Below are 21,610 nucleotides of genomic sequence, written 5' to 3'. Positions count from 1 at the left end.
ACCCGGCCCCGCAGCGCTCACGGCTGGAGCAATCGCGGTGACAGCGCCCCGCACGGCACCAGGTCCACCTCGGCGCCCGCGTCCCGCAGGTCGGTCAGCACCAGTTCCTCGTACATCAGCAGGCCCGAACGCTCGGGCCACACGACGGCCCACAGCCACACACCGAGCGCCTCACCGGCGAAGACGGCGCGGTCGACGGGAGCGCCGGTGACATGCCAGAGGGGGGTCGGGCGGCCCGCGGCCAGGACCTTCGTCTGGGGAGGCTTCTCGACGTTCATGTACGGCCCGGGGTCCGGGGCGTCGATGCCCGCGTACCGCGCCCCGAGGCCGACCCCCAGTTCCTCTGCGACCAGGATCAGCTCACCGATGCCACCGAGAGGGCCGGGTCCGGAACAGGCCACGGCGGTCGCCCGCCCACCGCTGCGGTCGTCGCCCGCGCAGGCCACACCGGTGAACAGCCAGCCGACCGGCAACGGCCACGGCATCCACACCGGCACCTGCGTGCGGTGCACCACGACGCCGAGCGCCTCGACGCCGGGCGGGAGCACCGGCTGCAGCGGATACACCGTGCCGTGCAGGTCGCACTGCCAGGAATCGGCGAAGAGACCGGGCGCCCTGACCCGGCCACCACATTTCGGGCAACTGGGTTCGCCCCTCATAGGGTCCCACGGTCCTACCCTCACTCCCCCACGTCAAGGACGATCACCCATCCGGACGGAGCGACCGACCAGCGGAACTTAGATGCAGCTCACATTAATCAGGGATGCTAACCGACTGTGTGCACACACCAACCATCCGATCCCCTCTCCGACATGGGAGCAAGCATGGATCCCTTCCACACCGAGCTGGCCCTCGGAATGTCGGACGCGCCACGTCCGGTGGCGGGCGCGGGCTACAACTTCGTGCGCTGGTTCACCACGGCGGCGGCTCCCTGCTTCGCTCCGAAGATCGAGGAGTGGAGCGACGTCCACATGCCCTTCGTCGTGGCGGCGGTCACCGCCGTGCTGGGCGCGGTCGTGGTCGTCGTACCGCGACGCGCGCTCACGCACGTCGCGGAGGAAATGAAACCGAGGCACGCCACCGAGGACGGGACCACGGTCTTCGCCGACTGACGACACAGCCGACAGCGGTCTTCGGTGCGTCCCGTCACTCCAGCGGGACGGACCTGCGCCCCGGATCGCGCAGGTCCGTCCCGTGCGTCAGCCAACGCTCCTGAAGGGCCTCCGCACCGTGCACCCGCTTCCAGGCGGCCTCGTTCGCGGTCATCGGCAGCAGCGGCAGAAACCGTACGGGGTCCAGCGGGGCTTCCAGCTCCAGGTCCTCGACCAGGCCGCCCGGCTCCGCCACCAGGACCGACGTGAACGGCGCCCCGGGCCACAGCGCCTCACCCACGTCCAGGGAGGCGCCGGGGGCCACGACCACGCCCTCGACCTGCGGGGACGCGGCCAGCACGGCGAGCGGGCGAAGCACCTTGTCGGTGTCGGCGAGACCGGCCCGGACGGAGAGGACCAGCTCGGCACGGGGGCCCTGGACGGGGTCGGCGAGCACGGCCGTGGGGTCCGCCATGGGCTGCGCCGCCATGCCGAGAGTGGCGTAGCGGACGATGTCGCCCTCCTGGCCCCCGGCGGGGAAGCGCAGCACCTCGATACGGTCGGTGCCGAGGAAGGTGACCGCCGCGCGCGCGTCCGGCTCGCCCAGCGCACTGCGCAACCGGGCCTCGACCAGAGGAAGAACATCAGCCATGCGGCGAGCATAGAACTCGTCGGGAAGTGACAAAGCGGCGCCTTGACACGTTGAGTGACTGGTACTCTGGGCCAGCGGTTTCGGGGCAGCATGCAGAAGCATCGCGATCAAGACCTCGACGCCTTGAATACTCCCCTACGGGGAAGCCCTCCAAACAGAGGGAATGGATCGTCCCTCACGAGGGACCGGCCGGAGGAGGTGGGGCTGGCATGGACCGAAGTCGACCGTGCAGTACCACCCGCTCTTCCGGCCGCTGAAGCGGCTGCTCCGGCTTCTCGCCCCTGCCGCCTCCCATCACCCGCGCACCTTCACGCGGAAGAGCACTTCGTCTCGTTTTGCCTGATCCGGCCCATCGGTTCGTCGAATCCGTCGTTTACGTCGATTTATCGATTCATCGATCCGTATCAGCAGCTGAACCACCAGCTGAACCAGCAGCGAAGCCGGCCACCGCGACGGTGCGGTGCTCCCCGCTTTGTGGACGTGCGGACACACGTACTCAGGACGTCCTCATTCCGGGTTGTGCCACCCGTCACCGGCGCCGTTCGCTCCCCGTCGCGAAGGAGCCTGCCATGTCGATGATCCGTGACCTGCGCGCCGCGGTCCGCCCGTCCCGCGTCTCTCTGCGCAAGGACAGCGGCGCCTACGACACCACCCGCGACCCGGCGACCGCCTCCGCCGTCGTCGACTGCGCCGTCTACCGGGACGGCACGCGCGTCGAGACGGACGCGCCGCTGAGCCCGCACGGGGCGATGCGCCAGGTGCGCCGCGACGGCGGGTTCGTGTGGATCGGTCTGCACGAGCCCACCGAAGACGAATTCGCCGGTATCGCCCGGGAGTTCGGCCTGCACCCGCTGGCCGTGGAGGACGCCGTCCAGGCCCACCAGCGGCCCAAGCTGGAGCGCTACGACGACTCCCTGTTCACGGTCTTCAAGACCATCCACTACGTCGACCACGACGAACTCACCGCCAGCAGCGAGGTCGTCGAGACCGGCGAGGTGATGTGCTTCACCGGGCGGGACTTCTTCATCACCGTCCGGCACGGCGGCCAGGGCTCGCTGCGTGCGCTGCGGCACCGGCTGCAGGCGGACCCCGAGTTGCTGCTCAAGGGCCCCTCGGCGGTGCTGCACGCCATCGCCGACCACGTCGTCGACGGCTACATCGCGGTCGCCGACGCGGTACAGGACGACATCGACGAGGTCGAGACGGAGGTGTTCTCGCCGGGCCGCAAGGGGACGCCGCGCGGCACGGACGCCGGCCGGATCTACCAACTCAAGCGCGAGGTACTGGAGTTCAAGCGGGCGGTGTCGCCGCTGCTGCGCCCCATGCAGCTGCTCAGCGAGCGTCCGATGCGGCTGATCGACCCAGAGATCCAGAAGTACTTCCGGGACGTCGCCGACCACGTGGCACGGGTGCAGGAGCAGGTCGTCGGCTTCGACGAGCTGCTGAACTCCATTCTCCAGGCCAACCTCGCCCAGGCGTCCGTCGCGCAGAACGAGGACATGCGCAAGATCACCTCGTGGGCGGCGATCATCGCCGTACCGACGATGGTGTGCGGGGTGTACGGCATGAACTTCGACTACATGCCGGAGACACACTGGAAGTACGGCTACCCGCTGGTCCTGTCGATCACGGTCGGCCTCTGTCTGGGCATCCACCGCACCCTCAAGCGCAACGGCTGGCTCTGACCGGCATCCGACCGTCATCGCTAGGCTGGCCGCATGACAAGCGAGCTGCTCGACCAGGCCCTCGTCGAGGAGGCCACCAAGAAGTCCGGCCTCGTCTGGGCCCGGGGGCCGGGGATGCCCGCCCGTGCGCTGTGGCACGTCTGGCACGAGGGCGCGGCCTGTGTCATCGGCGACGGTCCCGGTGAGCAGCCGCTGCCGGGGCTGGCCGACGGGGCCACGGCCGAAGTGACGGTGCGCAGCAAGGACAAGGGGGGCCGGCTGGTCTCCTGGACGGCCCGGGTCGTCGAGCTGCCGTCCGGCTCGGAGGCCTGGCAGGCCGCGGTCGCCGACCTCAAGGGCAAGCGCCTGAACGCCCCGGACGGCGAGGCGATGACCGGCCGCTGGGCCCGCGAGTGCCGGGTGCTTCGCCTGGAGCCGACCGGGGCGACGGTGCCGCTGCCCGAAGGGTCGCTGGCCGAGGCACCGCTGCCGAGTCCGGCGACGACGCGCGAACCCGCCCCGGCGGGGCTGCCGCGCCTGCTGCTGAAGCGCCGGAAGAGGCGCCCGTAGCGCTTCCTAGGACGTCGGCAGCTGTTTGCCGTAGTCCAGGGTGTCGTCCTTCGCCGGCTCCTTGAGCGCGAAGTCCTTGTTCCAGTCCGAGAAGCTGAGCGTGCCCCCGCTGCCCGCCCGCACCAGGCGCAGCGGGTACGGCGTGCCCTCCAGGGAGACGTCCAGCGAGCCGCCGGAACCCTCACCGCCGGTGATCCGGACGGTGCGCACGCCCGCCTGCTCGTGGCGGCCGTCCGTCTCCACCTTGCCGTGCAGGGCCAGCACGCCCTCGAGGAGGACGTCCTTGTCCGTGAAGCCGCTGAACTTCTTGTACACGGGGTCGCTCTGCGGCACCTTCACGTACTTGTCGGCCAGCTTCTCGGCAGCCGTCGCGTCACCGCCGTCGTGGCTCCAGAAACCGGCGTCGGCCTTGAGGAACAGCTGCTCACCGACGCGCAGCAGCCCGAACGTCGTCCCCTCGGCGGCGACCGAACCGGTGCCTCCGTCGGGCTTCAGCCGCATGTCGAGGGTGTAGGTGCTCCCGCCGGCGGCCACGGCCCCGTGCAGGCGTACCGCCCGGGCCGACTCGGCGACCGTGCGGGCCTTGGCGTGGATCTTGTCCGCCGGGAGTTTCCCGACGCCGTTGGTGCCCGCGTCCGGGTCCTCCTCGCCACTGCATCCCGTCAGCCCCGCTCCTGTCACCGCCAGGGCGCACACCGCGCCCATCAGAGCGGCACTGCGGATTCGGCGCCGGGGAGTCACAGACACAGGCGGACTGCCTTTCTGACAGGGACTGACAGTGGCTGTCAGGGAGTTGACACAGAGCTGACAAAGGAACCGGCCAGGAACCGGCGAGGAACCGACGAGGGGCAGGCAGTGCTCCAAGCGGCGTACCGCAGCGTACCGGGGCCCCGAACGGCGAACGGAGCCAGTCCGTCCGGACCCGGCCACCAGGGCGGAGCCGTTCGGGACGGGCTAGCCTGAAGCCCGTCCGAGCGGGCAATTCGGAAAAGAGACACCGTACGAATCAGCTCTCACTCACTCTGACGCACGCATACGAAAAGGAGCCGCGGCCATGGCAGCGGGCGCCCCCCGGATCTTCGTCTCCCACCTCTCCGGCATCGCCGTGTTCGACCCGACCGGCGACCAGGTGGGACGGGTACGCGATCTGGTCGTCATGCTCCGCGTCGCACGCAAGCCCCCACGTGTACTCGGTCTCGTCGTCGAACTCACCACCCGCCGCCGCATCTTCCTGCCCATGACCCGGGTCACCGGCGTCGAGTCCGGCCAGGTCATCACCACCGGCGTGCTCAACGTCCGGCGCTTCGAGCAGCGGCCCACCGAACGCCTCGTCTTCGGCGAGCTGCTCGACCGGCGGGTCACCCTCACCGAGACCGGCGAGGAGGTCACCGTCCTGGACCTGTCGGTGCAGCAGCTGCCCGCCCGCCGGGACTGGGAGATCGACAAGGTCTTCGTCCGCAAGGGGAAGAAGGGCGGCGCCTTCCGCCGCAACAAGGGCGAGACGCTGACCGTCGAGTGGTCCGGCGTCACCGGCTTCTCCGTGGAGGAGCAGGGGCAGGGCGCCGAGAACCTCCTCGCCACCTTCGAGCAGCTGCGCCCCGCCGACCTCGCCAACGTCCTGCACCATCTGTCCGCCAAGCGCCGCGCCGAGGTCGCCGCCGCCCTCGACGACGACCGCCTGGCCGACGTGCTGGAGGAGCTGCCGGAGGACGACCAGATCGAGATCCTCGGCAAGCTCAAGGAGGAGCGCGCCGCGGACGTGCTGGAGGCCATGGACCCCGACGACGCCGCCGACCTGCTCGGCGAGCTGCCCGAGGAGGACAAGGAGCGGCTGCTGAGCCTGATGAAGCCGGACGACGCGGCCGACATGCGGCGCCTGATGGCGTACGAGGAGCACACGGCCGGCGGTCTGATGACGACCGAGCCGATCGTGCTGCGGCCCGACGCGACCGTCGCGGACGCCCTGGCCCACATCCGCAACCCCGACCTGTCCCCGGCACACGCGGCGCAGGTCTACGTCTGCCGGCCGCCCGAGGAGACCCCGACCGGCAAGTACCTGGGCACGGTCCACTTCCAGCGCCTGCTGCGCGACCCGCCGTACACCCTGGTCGGCTCGATCATCGACGACGACCTGCAACCCCTGGAGCCGGACGCCGCGCTGCCCGTGGTCGCCGGGTTCTTCGCCGCGTACGACATGGTCGCGGCGCCGGTCGTCGACGAGTCCGGGTCGCTGCTGGGCGCGGTCACCGTGGACGACGTACTGGACCACATGCTGCCCGACGACTGGCGGGAGACCGAGTACCACCTGGAGGAGACGGCGGGGGAGGTGAGCGCCGATGGTGCCTGAGCGCGAGACGACGACCCGTGAGCGGGCCGCCTCGGGAGCCACGGCTGCCTCCCGTGCCCGGGCCCGCCTGGACCAGCCGCGCCCGCCGCGGCGCCGGTTCCTGCCCGAGTGGGACCCGGAGTCCTTCGGCCGGCTGTCGGAGCGCGTCGCCCGCTTCCTGGGCACCGGGCGGTTCATCGTCTGGATGACCGTCGTCATCATCCTTTGGGTGGTGTGGAACGTGTCCGCGCCGAGCAGCCTGCGCTTCGACGAGTACCCGTTCATCTTCCTGACGCTGATGCTCTCGCTCCAGGCCTCCTACGCGGCCCCGCTGATCCTGCTCGCGCAGAACCGGCAGGACGACCGGGACCGGGTCAATCTGGAGCAGGACCGGAAGCAGAACGAGCGGTCGATCGCCGACACCGAGTACCTGACCCGGGAGATCGCCGCCCTGCGCATCGGTCTGGGCGAGGTCGCGACGCGGGACTGGATCCGCTCCGAACTGCAGGACGTGATCAAGGACCTGGAGGAGCGGCACGACGGGCATCACCCCGATCGTGGGGTATTCCCGGCAGACCGGTCCGCGGGGCGTGACGTACACGACCGGTGACGGGGCTTTCCGTGCCCGGTGGGCGGCGCCGTACCATCGACCCATGGCTACGGAAGACGCGGTGCGTGAAGCACTGGCGACGGTGAACGATCCCGAGATCAACCGCCCCATCACCGAGCTGGGGATGGTCAAGTCGGTGGAGATCGGCGCGGACGGAGCGGTCGCGGTCGCCGTGTACCTGACGGTGTCCGGATGTCCCATGCGGGACACCATCACGCAGCGGGTGACGGACGCGGTGTCACAGGTCGAGGGTGTCACGCGCGTCGACGTCGAGCTTGACGTGATGAGCGACGAGCAGCGCAAGGAGCTGGCGAACGCCCTGCGCGGCGGCCAGACCGAACGTGAGGTGCCCTTCGCCAAGCCCGGCAGCCTGACTCGGGTGTACGCGGTCGCCTCCGGCAAGGGCGGCGTCGGCAAGTCCTCGGTGACGGTGAACCTGGCGGCGTCGATGGCGGCGGACGGCCTGAAGGTCGGTGTCGTCGACGCCGACATCTACGGCCACTCGGTGCCGCGCATGCTGGGCGCCGACGGGCAGCCCACCCAGGTCGAGAACATGATCATGCCGCCTTCGGCCAACGGCGTGAAGGTCATCTCCATCGGCATGTTCACCCCGGGCAACGCGCCGGTCGTCTGGCGCGGCCCGATGCTGCACCGCGCGCTCCAGCAGTTCCTGGCGGACGTGTACTGGGGCGACCTGGACGTCCTGCTGCTCGACCTGCCGCCCGGCACCGGCGACATCGCGATCTCCGTCGCGCAGCTCGTCCCGAACGCCGAGATCCTGGTCGTGACGACCCCTCAGCAGGCCGCGGCCGAGGTGGCCGAGCGGGCGGGCGCGATCGCCGTCCAGACCCACCAGAAGATCGTCGGCGTGGTCGAGAACATGTCCGGCCTGCCCTGCCCGCACTGCGGCGAGATGGTCGACGTCTTCGGTACCGGGGGCGGCCAGTCGGTCGCCGACGGCCTGACCCGCACCACGGGCGCGTCGGTCCCGGTCCTCGGCTCCATCCCGATCGACGTCCGGCTGCGCGAGGGCGGCGACGAGGGCAGGCCCATCGTCCTGTCCGCCCCGGACTCCCCGGCGGGCGCGGCGCTGCGCTCGATCGCGGGGAAGCTGGGCGGGCGCCAGCGGGGCCTTTCGGGGCTGTCGCTGGGGATCACGCCGAAGAACAAGTTCTGACGTACTCCGCCGTTGCCCGTACGGGGCCGGCATTGCCCGTGCGGGGCCGGCATTGCCGTACGGGACCGGGGGCGCTGTCCGCCGGGACGGCGCCCCTTGTCGTACGCCTGTGGCAGTCGTACGCGTGCCCGCCTGCCCGTCAGGCGTACGCGGAGATGTCCTTGACCACGGAGAAGGCCAGCCCGTAGGCGCTCATGCCCCTACCGTAGGCCCCCAGGTGGACGCCCCGCTGGGTGGAACCGGCGAGCACCCAGCCGAACTCGGACTCCCGGTAGTGGAAGGGTGTCGCCACCCCGTCCACCGGCAGGGACAGCGACGTCCAGTCCTCGCCGTCGAGGTCGTCCGCGAGGACCCACGCGGTCTCCGTCTGCTGCTCCAGCCAGTCGTCGCGCAGCGAGTGGTCCATCTGGCCGGGCCAGGTGAAGGACAGCAGCCCCACACCGGCGAGCCAGGCGGCCGAGGAGACCGAGGTGGCCTCCAGCAGACCTGTGCCGTCGGCACTGCGCCGGTCGGGATTGGCCGCGACGGTCACGACGACCGCGAACTTCTCCTTGGCGTCCTGCTCGTCGCCCGCCACATGCTCGTTGCGCACCGACGGTTCGTCTCCGTGCCCGATCGAGCCGTGCGCCACGGCCCCGTCGGCCGCCGTACCCACCTGCATCAGCCAGCGCCGCCCCGTGAAGGCCTCGTCGAGGCCGTACCAAGGGAAGGGCGCGCTCAGGTAGCCGTCGACCATGCGCCGGGCGGAGGGGACCTGTTGTCCGTCCTCCGCGGCCGGCGCCTGCGCGACCGCGCCACTTGTCGTCTCCATGTACCCGGACGCCTCCTCGCTCTCGTCGGACCGGAACGGCCCGCCCCCCTTCGGGCGCACTCGTCCGGTCCGCACAACAACTCGGGCAGCATAGCCACACCACAGGCGGCAGCCGGGAAATCGCCCGGCGCGTGGGTCGCGCGGACGTCGCCTCCGGGCCCTGCACGCCCCGTCCGGAGTGTGAGACGCGTCACGTGGGCCGGGCGGTGGAGTCGGCTCCGGTGAGGCGCGCAGCCCGTGGGCCGCGCTCAGGTGACGCTCAGGTGGCGTCCGCGTCGAACGGCGGGCGGTCGTCGAGGGCGGGGGTCTGGGGCTTCTTGGTCATGTCGATCCGACCGCCGACGGAGCCGGAGGAGGACGAGGCGGAGGAACCGGACGAGGACGAGGAGTCGGAGGACGACTCCGACTCGCGGCCGTGGACCGCATCGGTGACCTCGGCCATCTCCTTCTTCAGGTCGAAGCCGTTGCGGATCTCCTTGAGCCCCAGCTCGTCGTTGTCCAGCTGCTTGCGGATGAACGTCTTGGGGTTGAGGTCCTCGAACTCGAAGTCCTTGAACTCGGGGCCCAGCTCCTGCCGGATGTCCTGCTTGGCGCTGTCGGAGAACTCCCGGATCTTCCGGATGGTGCGCGTCACATCCTGGATGACCTTGGGGAGCTTGTCCGGACCGAAGACGAGCACGGCGAGGACGACGAGCGTCACCAGCTCTAGTGCGCCTATGTCATTGAACACCTGAAGCTCCTTGGGATGTCCGGGCCGCCACCACGGTACCCGCCGATCCTGTCCGACCGGTACCGTCCCGTGAGCCCCGAGTGCGTGTATGCGGGCGCTTTCCGAATTGTTTGCCTTCCTGGCTCCTTGTCTGGACCTGCGCGGCCCGTTCAGCCTCCGTCGGAGGAGCCGAGTACCAGTGAGACGTTCGTCTCCTCGCCGTCGCGCTCCAGCGTCAGCTCCAGACGGTCACCGGGGCGGTGGGCGCGGGTCTTGACGATGAGTTCCTCGCCGGAGTGCACGCGCTGTCCGTCCACGGCGGTGATCACGTCCCCCGGCTTGATGCCGGCCTCGGCGCCGGGGCCGCCCGTGGTGACCGCGGGCCCGCCGTCGCTGCCCTTGGCACCGACGCGGGCGCCGTCGCCGGCGTAGTTCATGTCGAGGGTGATGCCGATGACCGGGTGGGTGGCCCTACCCGTGTTGATCAGTTCCTCGGCGACGCGCTTGCCCTGGTTGATGGGGATGGCGAAACCGAGCCCTATGGAGCCGGCCTGGCCACCGTCCGACTCGGTGCCGCCGCTGCCGGCGGACCGGATGGCGGAGTTGATGCCGATGGCCCGGCCCTGGGCGTCCAGGAGGGGACCGCCGGAGTTGCCGGGGTTGATCGGCGCGTCGGTCTGCAGCGCGTCGACGTACGAGACGTCGCTGCCGTCACCCTCCCCGCCGCCCGCCGTGATGGGCCGCTCCTTGGCGCTGATGATGCCGGAGGTGACCGTGCCCGCCAGGTCGAAGGGGGCGCCGATGGCGACGACGGGGTCGCCGACCCGCACGTTGTCGGAGTTGCCGAGGGGCAGGGGGGTGAGGCCGCTGACGCCCTTCACCTTCACCACGGCGAGGTCGTATCCGCTGTCGCGGCCGACGAGCGTGGCCTCGGCGGTGTCGCCGCTGTTGAAGGTCACGGTTATCTCGCCGCCGGAACCGGCGGGCTCCACGACGTGGTTGTTGGTCAGGATGTGGCCGCGGTCGTCGAGCACGAAGCCGGTGCCGGTGCCCGCTGCGTCGCTGCCGCTCACGTGCAGGGTCACCACGCTCGGCAGGGCCCGGGCGGCGATCCCGGCGACGCTGTCCGGCGCCCGGTCTGCCGCTTCCTTCCCGGCCTGCGGCAGCTCGACCGTGCCCACGCCGCCGTTGCGCTCCAGGTACGTGCCCAGGGCGCCGCCGACCCCGCCGGAGGCCAGGGCGATCAGCACGGCCCCGCCGACCATCGCCTTCCTGGCCCGCCTACGTCGCCGCCCAGACGTCTGAGCGACCGCACCGGTGTGCTGAAGGGGCGCGGCGTGGGCCGGGGCGGCCCAGGGGTCGTAGCGCCCCCAGGGGTCGGTGCCCGGCTCGCCGCTGCCCGGATCGGGGAAGGCCGGCGCCTCCGACACGGAAGTCGCCGGTGTCATCGGCGTGATCGGCTGGGCGGGAGACGCCACCGCTGCCGTGGCAGCGTGCGCCGGCGGGACGGGAGGCGGCGCATCCGCCAACGCCGGATCGGGCACCGCCCCCGGCGGCGGAACCTGCGACGGCACCGGGTACGCGGACGACGCGGCAGGCACCCCCGGCGCGACCGTGCCGTGCGCTGGTGTCGCCGTCGGGTGCTGCACCGGCGGAGCGGGAGCCCAGGGCCCCGGTTCGCCGTACGGGGGTGTGCTGTACGGGTCGGGGTCGTGCAGCGGTTTGCCGCGCTCGGCCACGGGTGCCGTGGCCAGGGCGGCGTCGGCATCGACGCCGTGCCGTTCGGCGCCCACGCCCGTGTGCGGACCCGCGTCGCTGCCCGCGCCCGCGTAGGGAACGGCATCGGCGGGGCCGCCCGCGGGCTCGCCACCGTCCGTGATCCCGCCACCGTCCGTGATCCCGTCGCCGTCCGTGGGCCGGTCCTTCTCGGGCGCCGGTCGGTCCAGCTCGTAGTCCCCTTCGTCGGCCACGCGGACCGCAGCCGGGCGTTCCAGCTCGAAGTCGCCCCCGTCGGCCACGTCACCGGCGGCCGTACGGGGGCGTTCCAGTTCGAAGTCGCCGTCGGTCGCCTCTTCGGGCGAGCGGGGACGACTCCACCACTTCGCCTTCGTGGGCTTCCCCTCGTTCATGTTCTCCCCCGCAGCTGGCCGCAGATCGTCGGCTCCAAGGGCTCTGGAGCCCCCCGGATTCAATCAGGTTCGCGGGCTGGTGCGCAGACCCCGGTCAGGGGACCGGACGGTGGGAGGAGGCGGGGGAAGCCACGGGAGAGGGGGACGGGCCCGGGTCGGGAACAGGGGCGGCGAGCAGGCCGGGCGGCCTGACCTCGGCGACCGTCGCCCAGGAGGTCAGCGAGAGCGGCGGAACCGCTCCGAGCGGACGTATCAGCGGGGACATGGCGGCGGCACCGGCCATCACCGGAGTGGTCAGCGCACGCACGGCCTGCTGTCGCGGATCGGTACCCGAAGGGGCCGGTACACCCGGCAGCAGCGGCGCGGACATGGCCGTGGGGGCGACGGGAGTATCGCCGAGCGCCCGCTGTCCCTGCCCCTGCCCGAGCAGCGCACCGCCCGAGCGACGGCGCTGACTCTCGGAGCTCGTGGCCGCTCCCGCGCCCTGTGTGCGTGTCGGCGTCACGTTGCTGCCGCTCCCGGAGCCGCGCGCCTCCGTGGTGGTGTCCGGCGTGCCGAGGGTGACACCACCCAGCGCGATCGCGGCCAGCGACACCGCTCCGGCAGCGGCGCAGGCGAACCGCAGACCACGCGTGGAGGACCGCTCCGACTCGTGCCGGCTCACGTCGTGGATGCGGAAGCCGCGCCCCTGCGAGGCCGGCGCCGGCACGGGAGAGTGCGGCCGGGCGGGAACGTAGCCGAACTCGAACCGCTCGCCGCGCTTGCTTCCGAAGACGCCGTCGAGGCCACCGGCGAATCCTCCGGCGTCCAGGGGTGAGCCGCCACCGTCCGTGTCGCCTCCCCCGGGAAGCCCCTGGAGGCGGGCCAGGAAGCTCTCGGACGGGGCCGGCGGGGCCGCTTTGGCGAAGACGTTCTTCAGCCGGCGCTGCGCGTCGACCTCCGCCTTGCACTTCAGGCAGGTGGCCACGTGTGCCAGCACGCGCTCACGCGCGTCATGACCGAGCTCTCCGTCCACCAGGGCGGAGAGTCGGTCTCCCAGATGCTGCTCTGCGAGGTGTCCCTCGGGTTCAGGCCGTGACCCACTCACGCGCTCGTGCCCCCTCCTCCCAGTGCGGGAACACGGGCCGCGAACGAGCGACGCTCGGCACGCGCCTTGGGAGAACGGTGCGCGAGTGCCTTGCGCAGCTGGGAGCGACCGCGGTGGATCCGGGAGCGGACGGTGCCCAGCTTGACGCCGAGGGTCGCGGCGATCTCCTCGTACGACAGCCCCTCGATGTCGCACAGGACGACAGCGGCGCGGAACTCGGGCGCGAGGGTGTCGAGGGCCTGCTGGACGTCCGCGTCGAAGTGGGCGTCGTGGAAGACCTGCTGCGGGTTGGGTTCCTTGCTGGGCAGTCGCTCGGCCGCGTCGTCGCCGAGCGCGTCGAAGCGAATGCGCTGCTTGCGACGGACCATGTCCAGGAAGAGGTTGGTGGTGATGCGGTGCAGCCAGCCCTCGAAGGTGCCCGGCGTGTAGGTCGACAGCGACCGGAAGACGCGGACGAAGACCTCCTGCGTGAGGTCCTCGGCGTCGTGCTGGTTGCCGGTGAGGCGGTAGGCGAGGCGGTATACCCGACCGCTGTGGGTGCTGACGATCTCCTCCCAGGTGGGCGGAGTCCACGCCTGCCCGTCCGCGTCGCTGGAGAAGGTCGCGGTCTGGGTGCGTCCCGTGGTGGGACTGTCGGAGTGGCTGTGGTCAGCAGCGGTGTCGTTCACGAATTTCGGCCTGCCTGCCGATCCGAGGAAGCGCCGCAGCACTCCTCCCCGATCCGCGGGTGCGGCCGCACCTCCCCTGTCGGCTCTGGTGGTGTCCAGTGGAGCCCCTACCATAGCCACCTCGCCCGTTAGCTCCGGATAAGCGGTTTTACGAGAATTTGATCTGGACCGGCACGGCCCGTCCGGCCGCGTCAGCACTCGCCCGGCGCTCTGACCCATCCGCCGCCCCCGTCCCAGCCCGGCCACTCGGTCGTCTCTTTACTCTCCCCTTGAACGACTGGTCCCATCTGCGGGTTCCCGACGCCAACGGATACAGTCACGCCGAGGCAACGACGGGGACAGGAGAGGGTCATTACCGGCAACCGGCAGACGAGCTGGGCGTTCGCCGACGCCTATGTCGCCGAGGACGACGCGCTGCTCTGGGCACGCGACCGGGCTCGCGAGGCGGGCCTGCGCTCGGTGACCCCGGGCACGGGCTCCGCGCTGGGGTTGCTGGCCGCCGCCGTGGACGCCAAGGCGGTCGCGGAGATCGGCACCGGCTTCGGCGTCTCCGGAATCCATCTCCTCCAGGGCATGCGGCCGGACGGGGTACTGACCACGGTCGACCCGGAGCCGGAACACCAGCAGTTCGCCCGTCAGGCCTTCCGCGCCGCGGGCTTCGCCAGCAACCGGGCCCGTTTCATTCCGGGCCGGGCCCTGGACGTGCTGCCCCGCCTCGCCGACGCCGGTTACGACCTCGTCTTCTGCGACGGGGACCGTCTGGAGTACCTGGACTATCTCGACGAGTCGTTGCGCCTGCTGCGCCCCGGAGGTCTCGTCGCCTTCGAAGGCGTCCTCGGCGGCGGCCGGACGATCGACTCCGGTCCGCAGCCCACCGAGGTGCTGCGGCTGCGGGAACTCCTGCGCGCGGTGCGGGAGAGCCAGGAGCTGGTGCCGTCACTGCTGCCGGTGGGCGACGGACTGCTGTGCGCCGTCAAACGGTGAAGCAGGCGGCAGCCCGGTGGAACGGGCCCGCGCGGGCCCCGATAGCACGAGCACGAGCACACGAGTGGAACAGGAAGACAATCACCCCGGCACCATGTGCGGTACCGGGGCGACTGAACGGGTATGGTCGCTCGCGCGTCAGCCGACGACCTTCTTGAGGGCGTCGCCGAGCGCGTCGGCCTCGTCGGGGGTCAGCTCGACGACGAGTCGACCGCCGCCTTCGAGCGGAACGCGCATGACGATGCCCCGCCCCTCCTTTGTCACCTCGAGCGGGCCATCGCCCGTCCGCGGCTTCATGGCCGCCATGCTCGTTCCCCTTCCTGATACCAGCTCACCGTCACCGCCGACGGCCCGTGAGGGCACGCGCAGTCCGGCATGGACGCGCGACACCGGCATCGAACACATTGCTTCCCAGCCATTATCCCGCATCCCAGGACCCGATGACCAACATCAGTCCGCATCGCTTGGGAAACGCGCCCGAGCAAAACCACTCAATTCGGCGATGTGACTGCGATACTGCGCGCCCTTGTCCACTTCTGCCGATCGGGAACGGACCGGAATCCTTTGACGCAGGTCACATCTCCGGAGCGATCCATTGCCGGTGATACCCGTCATGCTGTGTCCCGGACCCACATGTACGACCCACATGTACGACCCACATGTACGACCCACATGTACGACCCACATGTACGACCCACACGGACGACGACGCGGAGGGGAACCATGGCCGACACCGTGCTCTACGAGGTGAGCGACGGGCTCGCGACGATCACGCTGAACCGCCCCGAGGCGATGAACGCGCTGAACATCGAGACGAAGGTCGCGCTCCGGGACGCGGTGCGTTCCGCCGCCGCGGACGACGCCGTACGGGCGGTGCTGCTGACCTCGGCCGGAGAGCGGGCGTTCTGCGTCGGCCAGGACCTCAAGGAGCACGTCGGGCTGCTGGCCGCCGACCGGGAGACGGGCTCGGACCAGACCATGAGCACGGTGCGGGAGCACTACAACCCGATCGTGCGGGCGCTCGCCGAGGCGAGGAAGCCGGTGGTGGCCGCCGTGAACGGCGTGGCGGCCGGGGCGGGCTTCGGTTTCGCCCTCGCGGCGGACTACCGGGTCGTCGCGGACACGGCGGCTTTCAACACGTCCTTCGCAGGGGTCGCGCTCACCGCAGACTCGGGCGTCTCCTGGACGCTGCCGCGTGTCGTCGGCCCCGGGCGCGCCGCCGACCTGCTGCTCTTCCCCCGCAGCATCGGTGCCCGGGAAGCGTACGAGCTGGGTATCGCCAACCGGGTGGTCCCCGCCGCCGACCTGCGTGCCGAGGCCGAGCAGACGGCGCGGGCGCTGGCCGAGGGGCCGACGGTGGCGTACGCGGCGTTGAAGGAGGCGATGGCGTACGGGCTGACCCACTCGCTCTCCGAGACGTTGGAGAAGGAGGACGAGCTGCAGTCCCGGGCCGGCTCCTCGAAGGACCACGCGATCGCGGTGCGGGCGTTCGTCGACAAGGAGAAGCCGCGCTACCTGGGCAAGTGAGCCGGTGATCGTCGGCCTGCGCGCGACACGCATGTCTCCAGGTGGTCGTCGACCAGTCCGCAGGCCTGCATCAGCGCGTACGCCGTCGTCGGGCCGACGAAGCGCAGGCCCCGCTTCTTCAGGGCCTTGGCCAGCGCCGTGGACTCAGAAGTGACGGCCGGGACGTCGGCGAGGGTCTTCGGGACCGGGCGTCCGGCCGGGTCCGGGGCGTGGGACCAGATCAGTTCGTCCAGCTCGCCCGGGGCCCACTGGGCCAGCACGCGCGCGTTGGCGAGGGTCGCGTCGATCTTGGCGCGGTTGCGGATGATGCCCACGTCGGCGAGGAGTCGCTCACGGTCCTCGTCCCCGAAGTCCGCCACCTTGGAGATCTCGAACGCGGCGAAGGCCGTACGGAAGCCCGGGCGGCGGCGCAGGATGGTGATCCAGGACAGGCCGGACTGGAAGGCCTCGAGGCTGAGGCGTTCGAACAGGGCGTCGTCGCCGTGGACCGGGCGGCCCCACTCCTCGTCGTGGTACGTCACGTAGTCCGCGGTGGACAGGGCCCAGGGACAGCGCGGCGCGCCGTCCGGGCCCGCGACGGCCTCCCCCGCGCTCACTCCGGCTCCTCCTGGGCCGGCTTCTTCATGGAGACGTGCTGGTGGACGGCGGCCGCCCGAGCCCCGGCCAGCGCGGACTCCAGGTCGGCGATGCGGGCGTCGCGCTCGGCCAGCTCGGCGCCGAGGCGGCCGAAGGCATCGTCGACGTCGGCCATGCGGTAGCCGCGCGCGGCGAGCGGGAAGCGGAGCCGCTCCACGTCCGCGCGGTCCACCGGGCGGTCCGGGGGCAGGGAGTCGCTCAGCCGCTCGGGGGCGGCGTCGGGCAACGGCCCGCTGTCGCCGCCGCTCACCACGGCGAGCGTCACCGCGGCGACCACGACGGCCAGCGCGATGACGAGGAACAGGAACATGACCATCGCTGGGGCCCCCATGGTCGGTCGGGCGCGGCGATCGCGTGGGTTCGAGGACTCGACGGATCGCGTGCCTGGTTGGATCGGTGTCGGAGCAGGAGTCGGAGCCGAGGCTGGAGTCGGAGTCGGTTGTGTCGGGTCCGATCGTGCCATGCGAGTCTGACAGTCGGGGCCGCAGGCGGTCGATGCGCGGTCGATGCCGCACAGGAGGCCCGGATTCGTGGACCGAATCCGCGGGGCGGCCCTCCAAGGGCGAGAGCGGGACGTGAGAACGGTATGGACGTGGAGATGTCACAGGGGATGCTCAGGCTGGGCAGGCGTGAGTTCGCGGCGCACGAGCCGGTCGTCATGGCGATCGTGAACCGGACCCCGGACTCCTTCTACGACCGCGGGGCGACCTTCCGCGACGAGCCCGCCCTCGCGCGCGTGGAACAGGCGGTGGCCGAGGGCGCCGCGATCATCGATGTCGGCGGGGTGAAGGCCGGGCCGGGGGACGAGGTGTCGGCCGAGGAGGAGGCACGGCGGACGGTGGGGTTCGTCGCCGAGGTCCGGCGGCGGTTCCCGGACGTCGTGATCAGCGTGGACACCTGGCGGCACGAGGTCGGCGAGGCCGTGTGCGAGGCGGGGGCGGACGTGCTGAACGACGCGTGGGGCGGCGTCGACCCGAAGCTCGCGGAGGTCGCCGCGCGGTACGGGGCGGGGCTGGTGTGCACACACGCCGGCGGCGCGCAGCCGCGGACGCGGCCGCACCGGGTGGCGTACGAGGACGTCATGGCCGACATCCTGGAGCGGACGCTGGGACTGGCCGAGCGGGCGCTGGCCCTGGGCGTGCCGCGGGAGTCGGTGCTGATCGATCCCGGACACGACTTCGGGAAGAACACGCGGCACAGTCTGGAGGCGACGCGTCGGCTCGGGGAGATGGTGGCGACGGGGTGGCCGGTGCTGGTGTCCCTGTCCAACAAGGACTTCGTCGGGGAGACGCTGGACCGGCCCGTGAAGGAGCGTCTGCTCGGGACGCTGGCGACGACGGCGGTGTCGGCGTGGCTGGGGGCGCGGGTGTACCGGGTGCACGAGGTGGCGGAGACCCGGCAGGTGCTGGACATGGTGGCGACGATCGCGGGTCACCGGGAGCCGGCCGTGGCTCGGCGGGGGCTGGCCTAGACCGCGGCGGCGGGGACCGGGCAGCGGCGGCAGGGCAGCGCAGGCCCGGGAAGCGGCGACAGGAACGGCGCAGGCCCGGGAAGCGGCGGCAGGAACGGCGCAGGCCCGGGAAGCGGCGGCAGAGCGGCGCAGGCCCGGGAAGCGGCGGCAGGGCAGCGGCGGGGGGCCGGGTTCTTCTCCGCCTCGCCGCCCTCCCCCTGTACGGCGGTACGAGGCGACGGCGCGGGCCGGACGGCGACCCGGCCGCCACCGCCGTCACCGCCCGAGCCCCGCGCGACGACGGGCCCTAACGCCCCGCCTCCTTGGAGACCAGGGCCACCGCCTCGTCCACCTCGTCCGTGACGTGGAAGAGCAGCAGGTCCTTCTCCGCGGCCTTGCCCTGCGCGACCAGGGTGCCGCGGAGCCAGTCGACCAGGCCGCCCCAGTACTCGGAGCCGAACAGGACGATGGGGAAGCGGGTCACCTTCTGGGTCTGCACCAGGGTGAGCGCCTCGAAGAGCTCGTCGAGGGTGCCCAGGCCCCCGGGCAGGACCACGAAGCCCTGCGCGTACTTCACGAACATCATCTTGCGGACGAAGAAGTAGCGGAAGTTCAGGCCGATGTCGACGTACGGGTTGAGCCCCTGCTCGAAGGGCAGTTCGATGCCGAGACCGACCGACGTGCCGTTCGCCTCCAGGGCGCCCTTGTTGGCCGCCTCCATGGCCCCCGGCCCACCGCCGGTGATGACCGCGAAGCCGGCCTCCACCAGGCCGCGACCGAGCCGCACGCCCGCCTCGTACTCCGGTGAGTCGGCCGGCGTACGGGCGGAACCGAAGACGCTGATCGCGGGCGGGAGTTCGGCGAGCGTGCCGAAGCCCTCGATGAACTCCGACTGGATGCGCAGGACGCGCCACGGGTCGGTGTGCACCCAGTCGGTCGGGGCACGCTCGTCCAGCAGGCGCTGGTCCGTGGTGCTCTTCTGTACCTGACCCCGCCGCCGGAGGACAGGGCCCAGGCGCTGCTCCTCCGGTGGCCGCTTCTTGCCCTCGGGGTTGCCAGTAGCCATGTGCGCTCCCTCCGGTTTCAGGTTCTTCCACCTCAGCGTAGATCTACGCGGGTTACGTGCGAGGGACCTCAGCATGTCCCCCGCACAGCGGCCTAAACCCGGTTCGGATCACGCCGTCAGCCAGGACCGCAGGCGCTCCTCCCCCGCGAGGATCTTCGCCGTCTCCACCCGCTCGTCGCGCTTGTGCGCCAAGTGCGGGTTTCCGGGACCGTAGTTGACCGCCGGGACGCCGAGTGCCGAGAAGCGTGACACGTCCGTCCAGCCGTACTTGGGCTGCGGGGTGCCGCCCACCGCCTCGATGAACGCGGCCGCGGCCGGGTGGGACAGCCCCGGCAGGGCCGCGCCGCTGTGGTCGTCGACCACGAAGTCCGTCACCCCGCAGTCCGCGAAGACCTCGCGCACATGGGCGAGGGCCTCCTCGGGGCTGCGGTCCGGGGCGTAGCGGAAGTTGACCGTGACCACGCACTCGTCGGGGATGACGTTGCCCGCGACCCCGCCGGTGATGCCGACGGCGTTCAGGCCCTCGCGGTACTCCAGGCCGTCGATCACCGGGTAGCGGGGCTCGTACGCCGCCAGGCGGGCGAGTATCGGGGCGGCGGCGTGGATCGCGTTGGAGCCCATCCAGGAGCGCGCGGAGTGCGCACGCTCCCCCGTCGTCTTCAGCAGCACCCGCAGCGTGCCCTGGCAACCGCCCTCCACCTGGCCGTCCGACGGTTCGAGGAGCACCGCGAAGTCGCCCTCCAGCCACTCGGGGTACGCCTCGGCGACGTGCTTCAGACCGTTCAGGTCGGCGGCGACCTCCTCGTTGTCGTAGAAGACGAAGGTCAGGTCGCGGTTGGGCGCGGGGACCGTCGCCGCGATGCGCAGCTGCACGGCGACGCCGGCCTTCATGTCGCAGGTGCCGCAGCCCCACAGGACTCCGTCCTCGTCCAGCCGGGACGGTACGTTGCCGGCGATCGGGACGGTGTCGATGTGACCGGCGAGGATCACGCGCTCCGCCCGGCCCAGGTCGGTACGGGCCACCACGTTGTTGCCGTACCGCTCGACCGACAGGTGCGGCAGGGCGCGCAGGGCGCTCTCGACCGCGTCCGCGAGCGGCTCCTCGGTGCCGCTCTCGGAGGGGAAGTCGACGAGCCGCGCGGTGAGCTCCGCGGCGTCCAGCGTGAGGTCAAGCGGGGTATCGGCCATGCCCCGACCCTAACCGCTGCCCTTTCGGGCACCCTTCGCGCCCGGCGTACACCATCCCTTGCCCTCCAGTACCTTGTACGCGTGCTTCAGCCGCCACCACCCCGCAAACGCCATGGCCGCCTGCTCCGTTCCGGGGCGGCCTTCGTGGTCCTGCTCTCGGTCGCCGGTTACCTCACGGTGCAGTACGTCACCGGGGGCGCGGGCGCTCCGGGCTGCAAGGTCGTCGCGAGCGGGGACGGCCACGCGACCTACGAGTTCACGCCGGAGCAGGCGGTGAACGCGGCGACGATCACCGCCGTGGGCACCGCGCGCGGCCTGCCGGAGGAGGCGGTGACGATCGCGCTGGCGACCGCGTTGCAGGAGTCGACGCTGCGCAACATCGACTACGGCGACCGCGACTCGCTCGGCCTGTTCCAGCAGCGTCCCTCGCAGGGCTGGGGCACACCGGAGGAGATCATGGACCCGGCGTACTCGGCGGGCATGTTCTACGAGCATCTGGTCGAGGTGCCCGGCTACACGCGCCTCCCGCTGACCGTCGCCGCCCAGCGCGTGCAGCGCAGCGGCTTCCCGCAGGCGTACGCCAAGCACGAACCGGACGCCACACTGCTCGCCGCCGCGCTGACCGGGCGGTCCGCGGCGACGCTGACCTGTGAGGGCCGCCCGGGTGCGGGCCGGGCGCAGGGGCCGGACGCGGTCCGCGCGGCGCTCGTACGGGACTTCGGGCAGGACGTGCTCCAGTCGGCCGGCGAGACCGTGGACGACGCCTCACCGGTGTCCGTGGCCCCACCCTCGCCGACCACGGGCGCGGACGGCGCTTCGGGCGCCACCGGAACCGAGGACGGCACGGGAACCGCGGGCGGCTCCGACGGGCGGACCGTGACGCTGCCCGTGACCGCCGGCGCCGGCGCCGGTTCGGAGGAACGCCTGGGGCAGCGGGGCTGGCAGCTGGCCCACTGGGCGGTGGCCAACGCCTCCTCGCTGCGCATCGAGCGGGTCGCCTACGCGGGCCGGGAGTGGACCGCGGGCAACACCGACAGCAAGTGGTACCCGACGGACGCGGGCAGCGCCCACGGGGCCGAGCGGACGGCGGGACCGGTCCGGATCACGTCCGCGCGGTAGCGCTCGCCCGTACGAGCCGTCACTCCGGGGAGTTACCCGTACGGGCGTCGGGTCGACGCGGTGGGCGGATTTCCGTGCCGTCACCCCCGAATCCGCCGCAGCCCGGGAATGCCAAGGGCTGTAAGGATTCGGCAAGCCATCCAGGG

At 71.5% G+C, this 21,610-nt stretch carries 22 protein-coding genes and 1 pseudogene; 10 read left to right on the top strand and 13 right to left on the bottom strand.

The annotated features are described in order from the left end of the window. Window positions 1–17: 17 nt before the first annotated feature. Window positions 18–659, bottom strand: coding sequence for a DUF6758 family protein (locus ABEA26_RS14070; RefSeq protein WP_345592430.1), 642 nt, complete (start codon window positions 657–659; stop codon window positions 18–20). A gap of 177 nt (window positions 660–836) precedes the next feature. On the opposite strand from ABEA26_RS14070, the pseudogene ABEA26_RS14065 reads away from it, so the two are divergent. Beyond that, window positions 837–1,112, top strand: a pseudogene (locus tag ABEA26_RS14065) (MFS transporter); the annotation flags it as partial. A 34-nt stretch (window positions 1,113–1,146) separates the two neighbouring features. Here the strand turns inward: ABEA26_RS14065 and ABEA26_RS14060 are convergent. Next, window positions 1,147–1,743, bottom strand: coding sequence for a suppressor of fused domain protein (locus ABEA26_RS14060; protein WP_345592429.1), 597 nt, complete (start codon window positions 1,741–1,743; stop codon window positions 1,147–1,149). Between the two features lie 569 nt (window positions 1,744–2,312). On the opposite strand from ABEA26_RS14060, the gene ABEA26_RS14055 reads away from it, so the two are divergent. Together ABEA26_RS14055 and ABEA26_RS14050 are read left to right on the top strand one after the other, a co-directional pair. Then, entirely contained in the window at window positions 2,313–3,428 is a 1,116-nt protein-coding gene (locus ABEA26_RS14055) for a magnesium and cobalt transport protein CorA (protein ID WP_345592428.1), read from the top strand. 33 nt (window positions 3,429–3,461) lie between these two features. Next, complete coding sequence (locus ABEA26_RS14050) at window positions 3,462–3,977, top strand: hypothetical protein (RefSeq protein ID WP_345592427.1); 516 nt, start codon at window positions 3,462–3,464, stop codon at window positions 3,975–3,977. A gap of 6 nt (window positions 3,978–3,983) precedes the next feature. Here ABEA26_RS14050 and ABEA26_RS14045 read toward each other — a convergent pair whose 3' ends face one another. Next, window positions 3,984–4,724, bottom strand: coding sequence for a hypothetical protein (locus tag ABEA26_RS14045; RefSeq protein ID WP_425587835.1), 741 nt, complete (start codon window positions 4,722–4,724; stop codon window positions 3,984–3,986). A gap of 307 nt (window positions 4,725–5,031) precedes the next feature. Here ABEA26_RS14045 and ABEA26_RS14040 point away from each other — a divergent pair, with 307 nt between their 5' ends. Genes ABEA26_RS14040 through ABEA26_RS14030 form a run of 3 tightly spaced genes read left to right on the top strand, consistent with a single transcriptional unit; the run spans window position 5,032 to window position 8,090 of the window. Further along, a complete protein-coding gene (locus tag ABEA26_RS14040; RefSeq protein WP_345592426.1) occupies window positions 5,032–6,324 on the top strand; it encodes a magnesium transporter MgtE N-terminal domain-containing protein in 1,293 nt (430 codons plus the stop codon). After that, entirely contained in the window at window positions 6,314–6,913 is a 600-nt protein-coding gene (locus ABEA26_RS14035; RefSeq protein WP_345592425.1) for a DUF1003 domain-containing protein, read from the top strand. The genes ABEA26_RS14040 and ABEA26_RS14035 overlap by 11 nt, the downstream gene beginning before the upstream one ends. Window positions 6,914–6,956: 43 nt before the next feature. Next, entirely contained in the window at window positions 6,957–8,090 is a 1,134-nt protein-coding gene (locus ABEA26_RS14030) for an Mrp/NBP35 family ATP-binding protein (protein ID WP_345592424.1), read from the top strand. Window positions 8,091–8,229: 139 nt separating this feature from the next. Here ABEA26_RS14030 and ABEA26_RS14025 read toward each other — a convergent pair whose 3' ends face one another. The 5 genes from ABEA26_RS14025 to sigE form a co-directional block, all read right to left on the bottom strand. Beyond that, window positions 8,230–8,901, bottom strand: coding sequence for a hypothetical protein (locus tag ABEA26_RS14025; RefSeq protein WP_345592423.1), 672 nt, complete (start codon window positions 8,899–8,901; stop codon window positions 8,230–8,232). Window positions 8,902–9,160: 259 nt separating this feature from the next. Next, on the bottom strand, window positions 9,161–9,631 hold the full coding sequence (locus tag ABEA26_RS14020; RefSeq protein WP_345592421.1) for a sec-independent translocase: 471 nt from the start codon (window positions 9,629–9,631) through the stop codon (window positions 9,161–9,163). Window positions 9,632–9,780: 149 nt separating this feature from the next. Further along, window positions 9,781–11,739, bottom strand: coding sequence for a trypsin-like peptidase domain-containing protein (locus tag ABEA26_RS14015; RefSeq protein WP_345592419.1), 1,959 nt, complete (start codon window positions 11,737–11,739; stop codon window positions 9,781–9,783). A 94-nt stretch (window positions 11,740–11,833) separates the two neighbouring features. Then, window positions 11,834–12,826, bottom strand: coding sequence for an anti-sigma factor family protein (locus tag ABEA26_RS14010; protein WP_345592418.1), 993 nt, complete (start codon window positions 12,824–12,826; stop codon window positions 11,834–11,836). Beyond that, a complete protein-coding gene (gene sigE / locus ABEA26_RS14005; protein WP_345592417.1) occupies window positions 12,823–13,494 on the bottom strand; it encodes an RNA polymerase sigma factor SigE in 672 nt (223 codons plus the stop codon). The genes ABEA26_RS14010 and sigE overlap by 4 nt, the downstream gene beginning before the upstream one ends. 285 nt (window positions 13,495–13,779) lie before the next feature. Here sigE and ABEA26_RS14000 point away from each other — a divergent pair, with 285 nt between their 5' ends. Continuing rightward, window positions 13,780–14,478, top strand: a complete 699-nt coding sequence (locus tag ABEA26_RS14000) for an O-methyltransferase (protein WP_345592459.1) — start codon at window positions 13,780–13,782, stop codon at window positions 14,476–14,478. A gap of 138 nt (window positions 14,479–14,616) precedes the next feature. On the opposite strand, the gene ABEA26_RS13995 is transcribed toward ABEA26_RS14000, so the two are convergent. After that, a complete protein-coding gene (locus ABEA26_RS13995; protein ID WP_003966491.1) occupies window positions 14,617–14,784 on the bottom strand; it encodes a DUF3117 domain-containing protein in 168 nt (55 codons plus the stop codon). A gap of 417 nt (window positions 14,785–15,201) precedes the next feature. On the opposite strand from ABEA26_RS13995, the gene chcB reads away from it, so the two are divergent. Further along, window positions 15,202–16,005, top strand: a complete 804-nt coding sequence (gene chcB, locus ABEA26_RS13990) for a 2-cyclohexenylcarbonyl CoA isomerase (protein WP_345592416.1) — start codon at window positions 15,202–15,204, stop codon at window positions 16,003–16,005. On the opposite strand, the gene ABEA26_RS13985 is transcribed toward chcB, so the two are convergent. Both ABEA26_RS13985 and ABEA26_RS13980 read right to left on the bottom strand, forming a co-directional pair. Beyond that, window positions 15,990–16,601 carry a DNA-3-methyladenine glycosylase I gene (locus tag ABEA26_RS13985; RefSeq protein WP_345592415.1) on the bottom strand — a complete coding sequence of 204 codons (612 nt, stop codon included), beginning with the start codon at window positions 16,599–16,601 and terminating at the stop codon, window positions 15,990–15,992. The two genes, chcB and ABEA26_RS13985, sit on opposite strands and share 16 nt — an antisense overlap. Beyond that, on the bottom strand, window positions 16,598–16,951 hold the full coding sequence (locus ABEA26_RS13980) for a DivIVA domain protein (protein WP_345592458.1): 354 nt from the start codon (window positions 16,949–16,951) through the stop codon (window positions 16,598–16,600). The genes ABEA26_RS13985 and ABEA26_RS13980 overlap by 4 nt, the downstream gene beginning before the upstream one ends. Before the next feature lie 300 nt (window positions 16,952–17,251). On the opposite strand from ABEA26_RS13980, the gene folP reads away from it, so the two are divergent. Further along, a complete protein-coding gene (gene folP, locus ABEA26_RS13975) occupies window positions 17,252–18,112 on the top strand; it encodes a dihydropteroate synthase (RefSeq protein WP_345592456.1) in 861 nt (286 codons plus the stop codon). Between the two features lie 286 nt (window positions 18,113–18,398). On the opposite strand, the gene ABEA26_RS13970 is transcribed toward folP, so the two are convergent. Both ABEA26_RS13970 and dapE read right to left on the bottom strand, forming a co-directional pair. Beyond that, window positions 18,399–19,157, bottom strand: a complete 759-nt coding sequence (locus tag ABEA26_RS13970; protein WP_345592414.1) for an LOG family protein — start codon at window positions 19,155–19,157, stop codon at window positions 18,399–18,401. A 108-nt stretch (window positions 19,158–19,265) separates the two neighbouring features. Beyond that, on the bottom strand, window positions 19,266–20,345 hold the full coding sequence (gene dapE, locus ABEA26_RS13965; RefSeq protein ID WP_345592413.1) for a succinyl-diaminopimelate desuccinylase: 1,080 nt from the start codon (window positions 20,343–20,345) through the stop codon (window positions 19,266–19,268). Window positions 20,346–20,426: 81 nt separating this feature from the next. Between dapE and ABEA26_RS13960 the strand changes: the two genes are divergently transcribed. Beyond that, window positions 20,427–21,464: a heavy metal transporter gene (locus ABEA26_RS13960; RefSeq protein ID WP_345592412.1), complete on the top strand. Its 1,038-nt coding sequence runs from the start codon at window positions 20,427–20,429 to the stop codon at window positions 21,462–21,464. Window positions 21,465–21,610: the final 146 nt, after the last annotated feature.

Origin of the sequence: Streptomyces marokkonensis (genome assembly GCF_039539045.1) — a bacterium.
Lineage (GTDB): Bacteria > Actinomycetota > Actinomycetes > Streptomycetales > Streptomycetaceae > Streptomyces > Streptomyces marokkonensis.
This window is presented reverse-complemented; position numbering and strand designations above follow the sequence as displayed.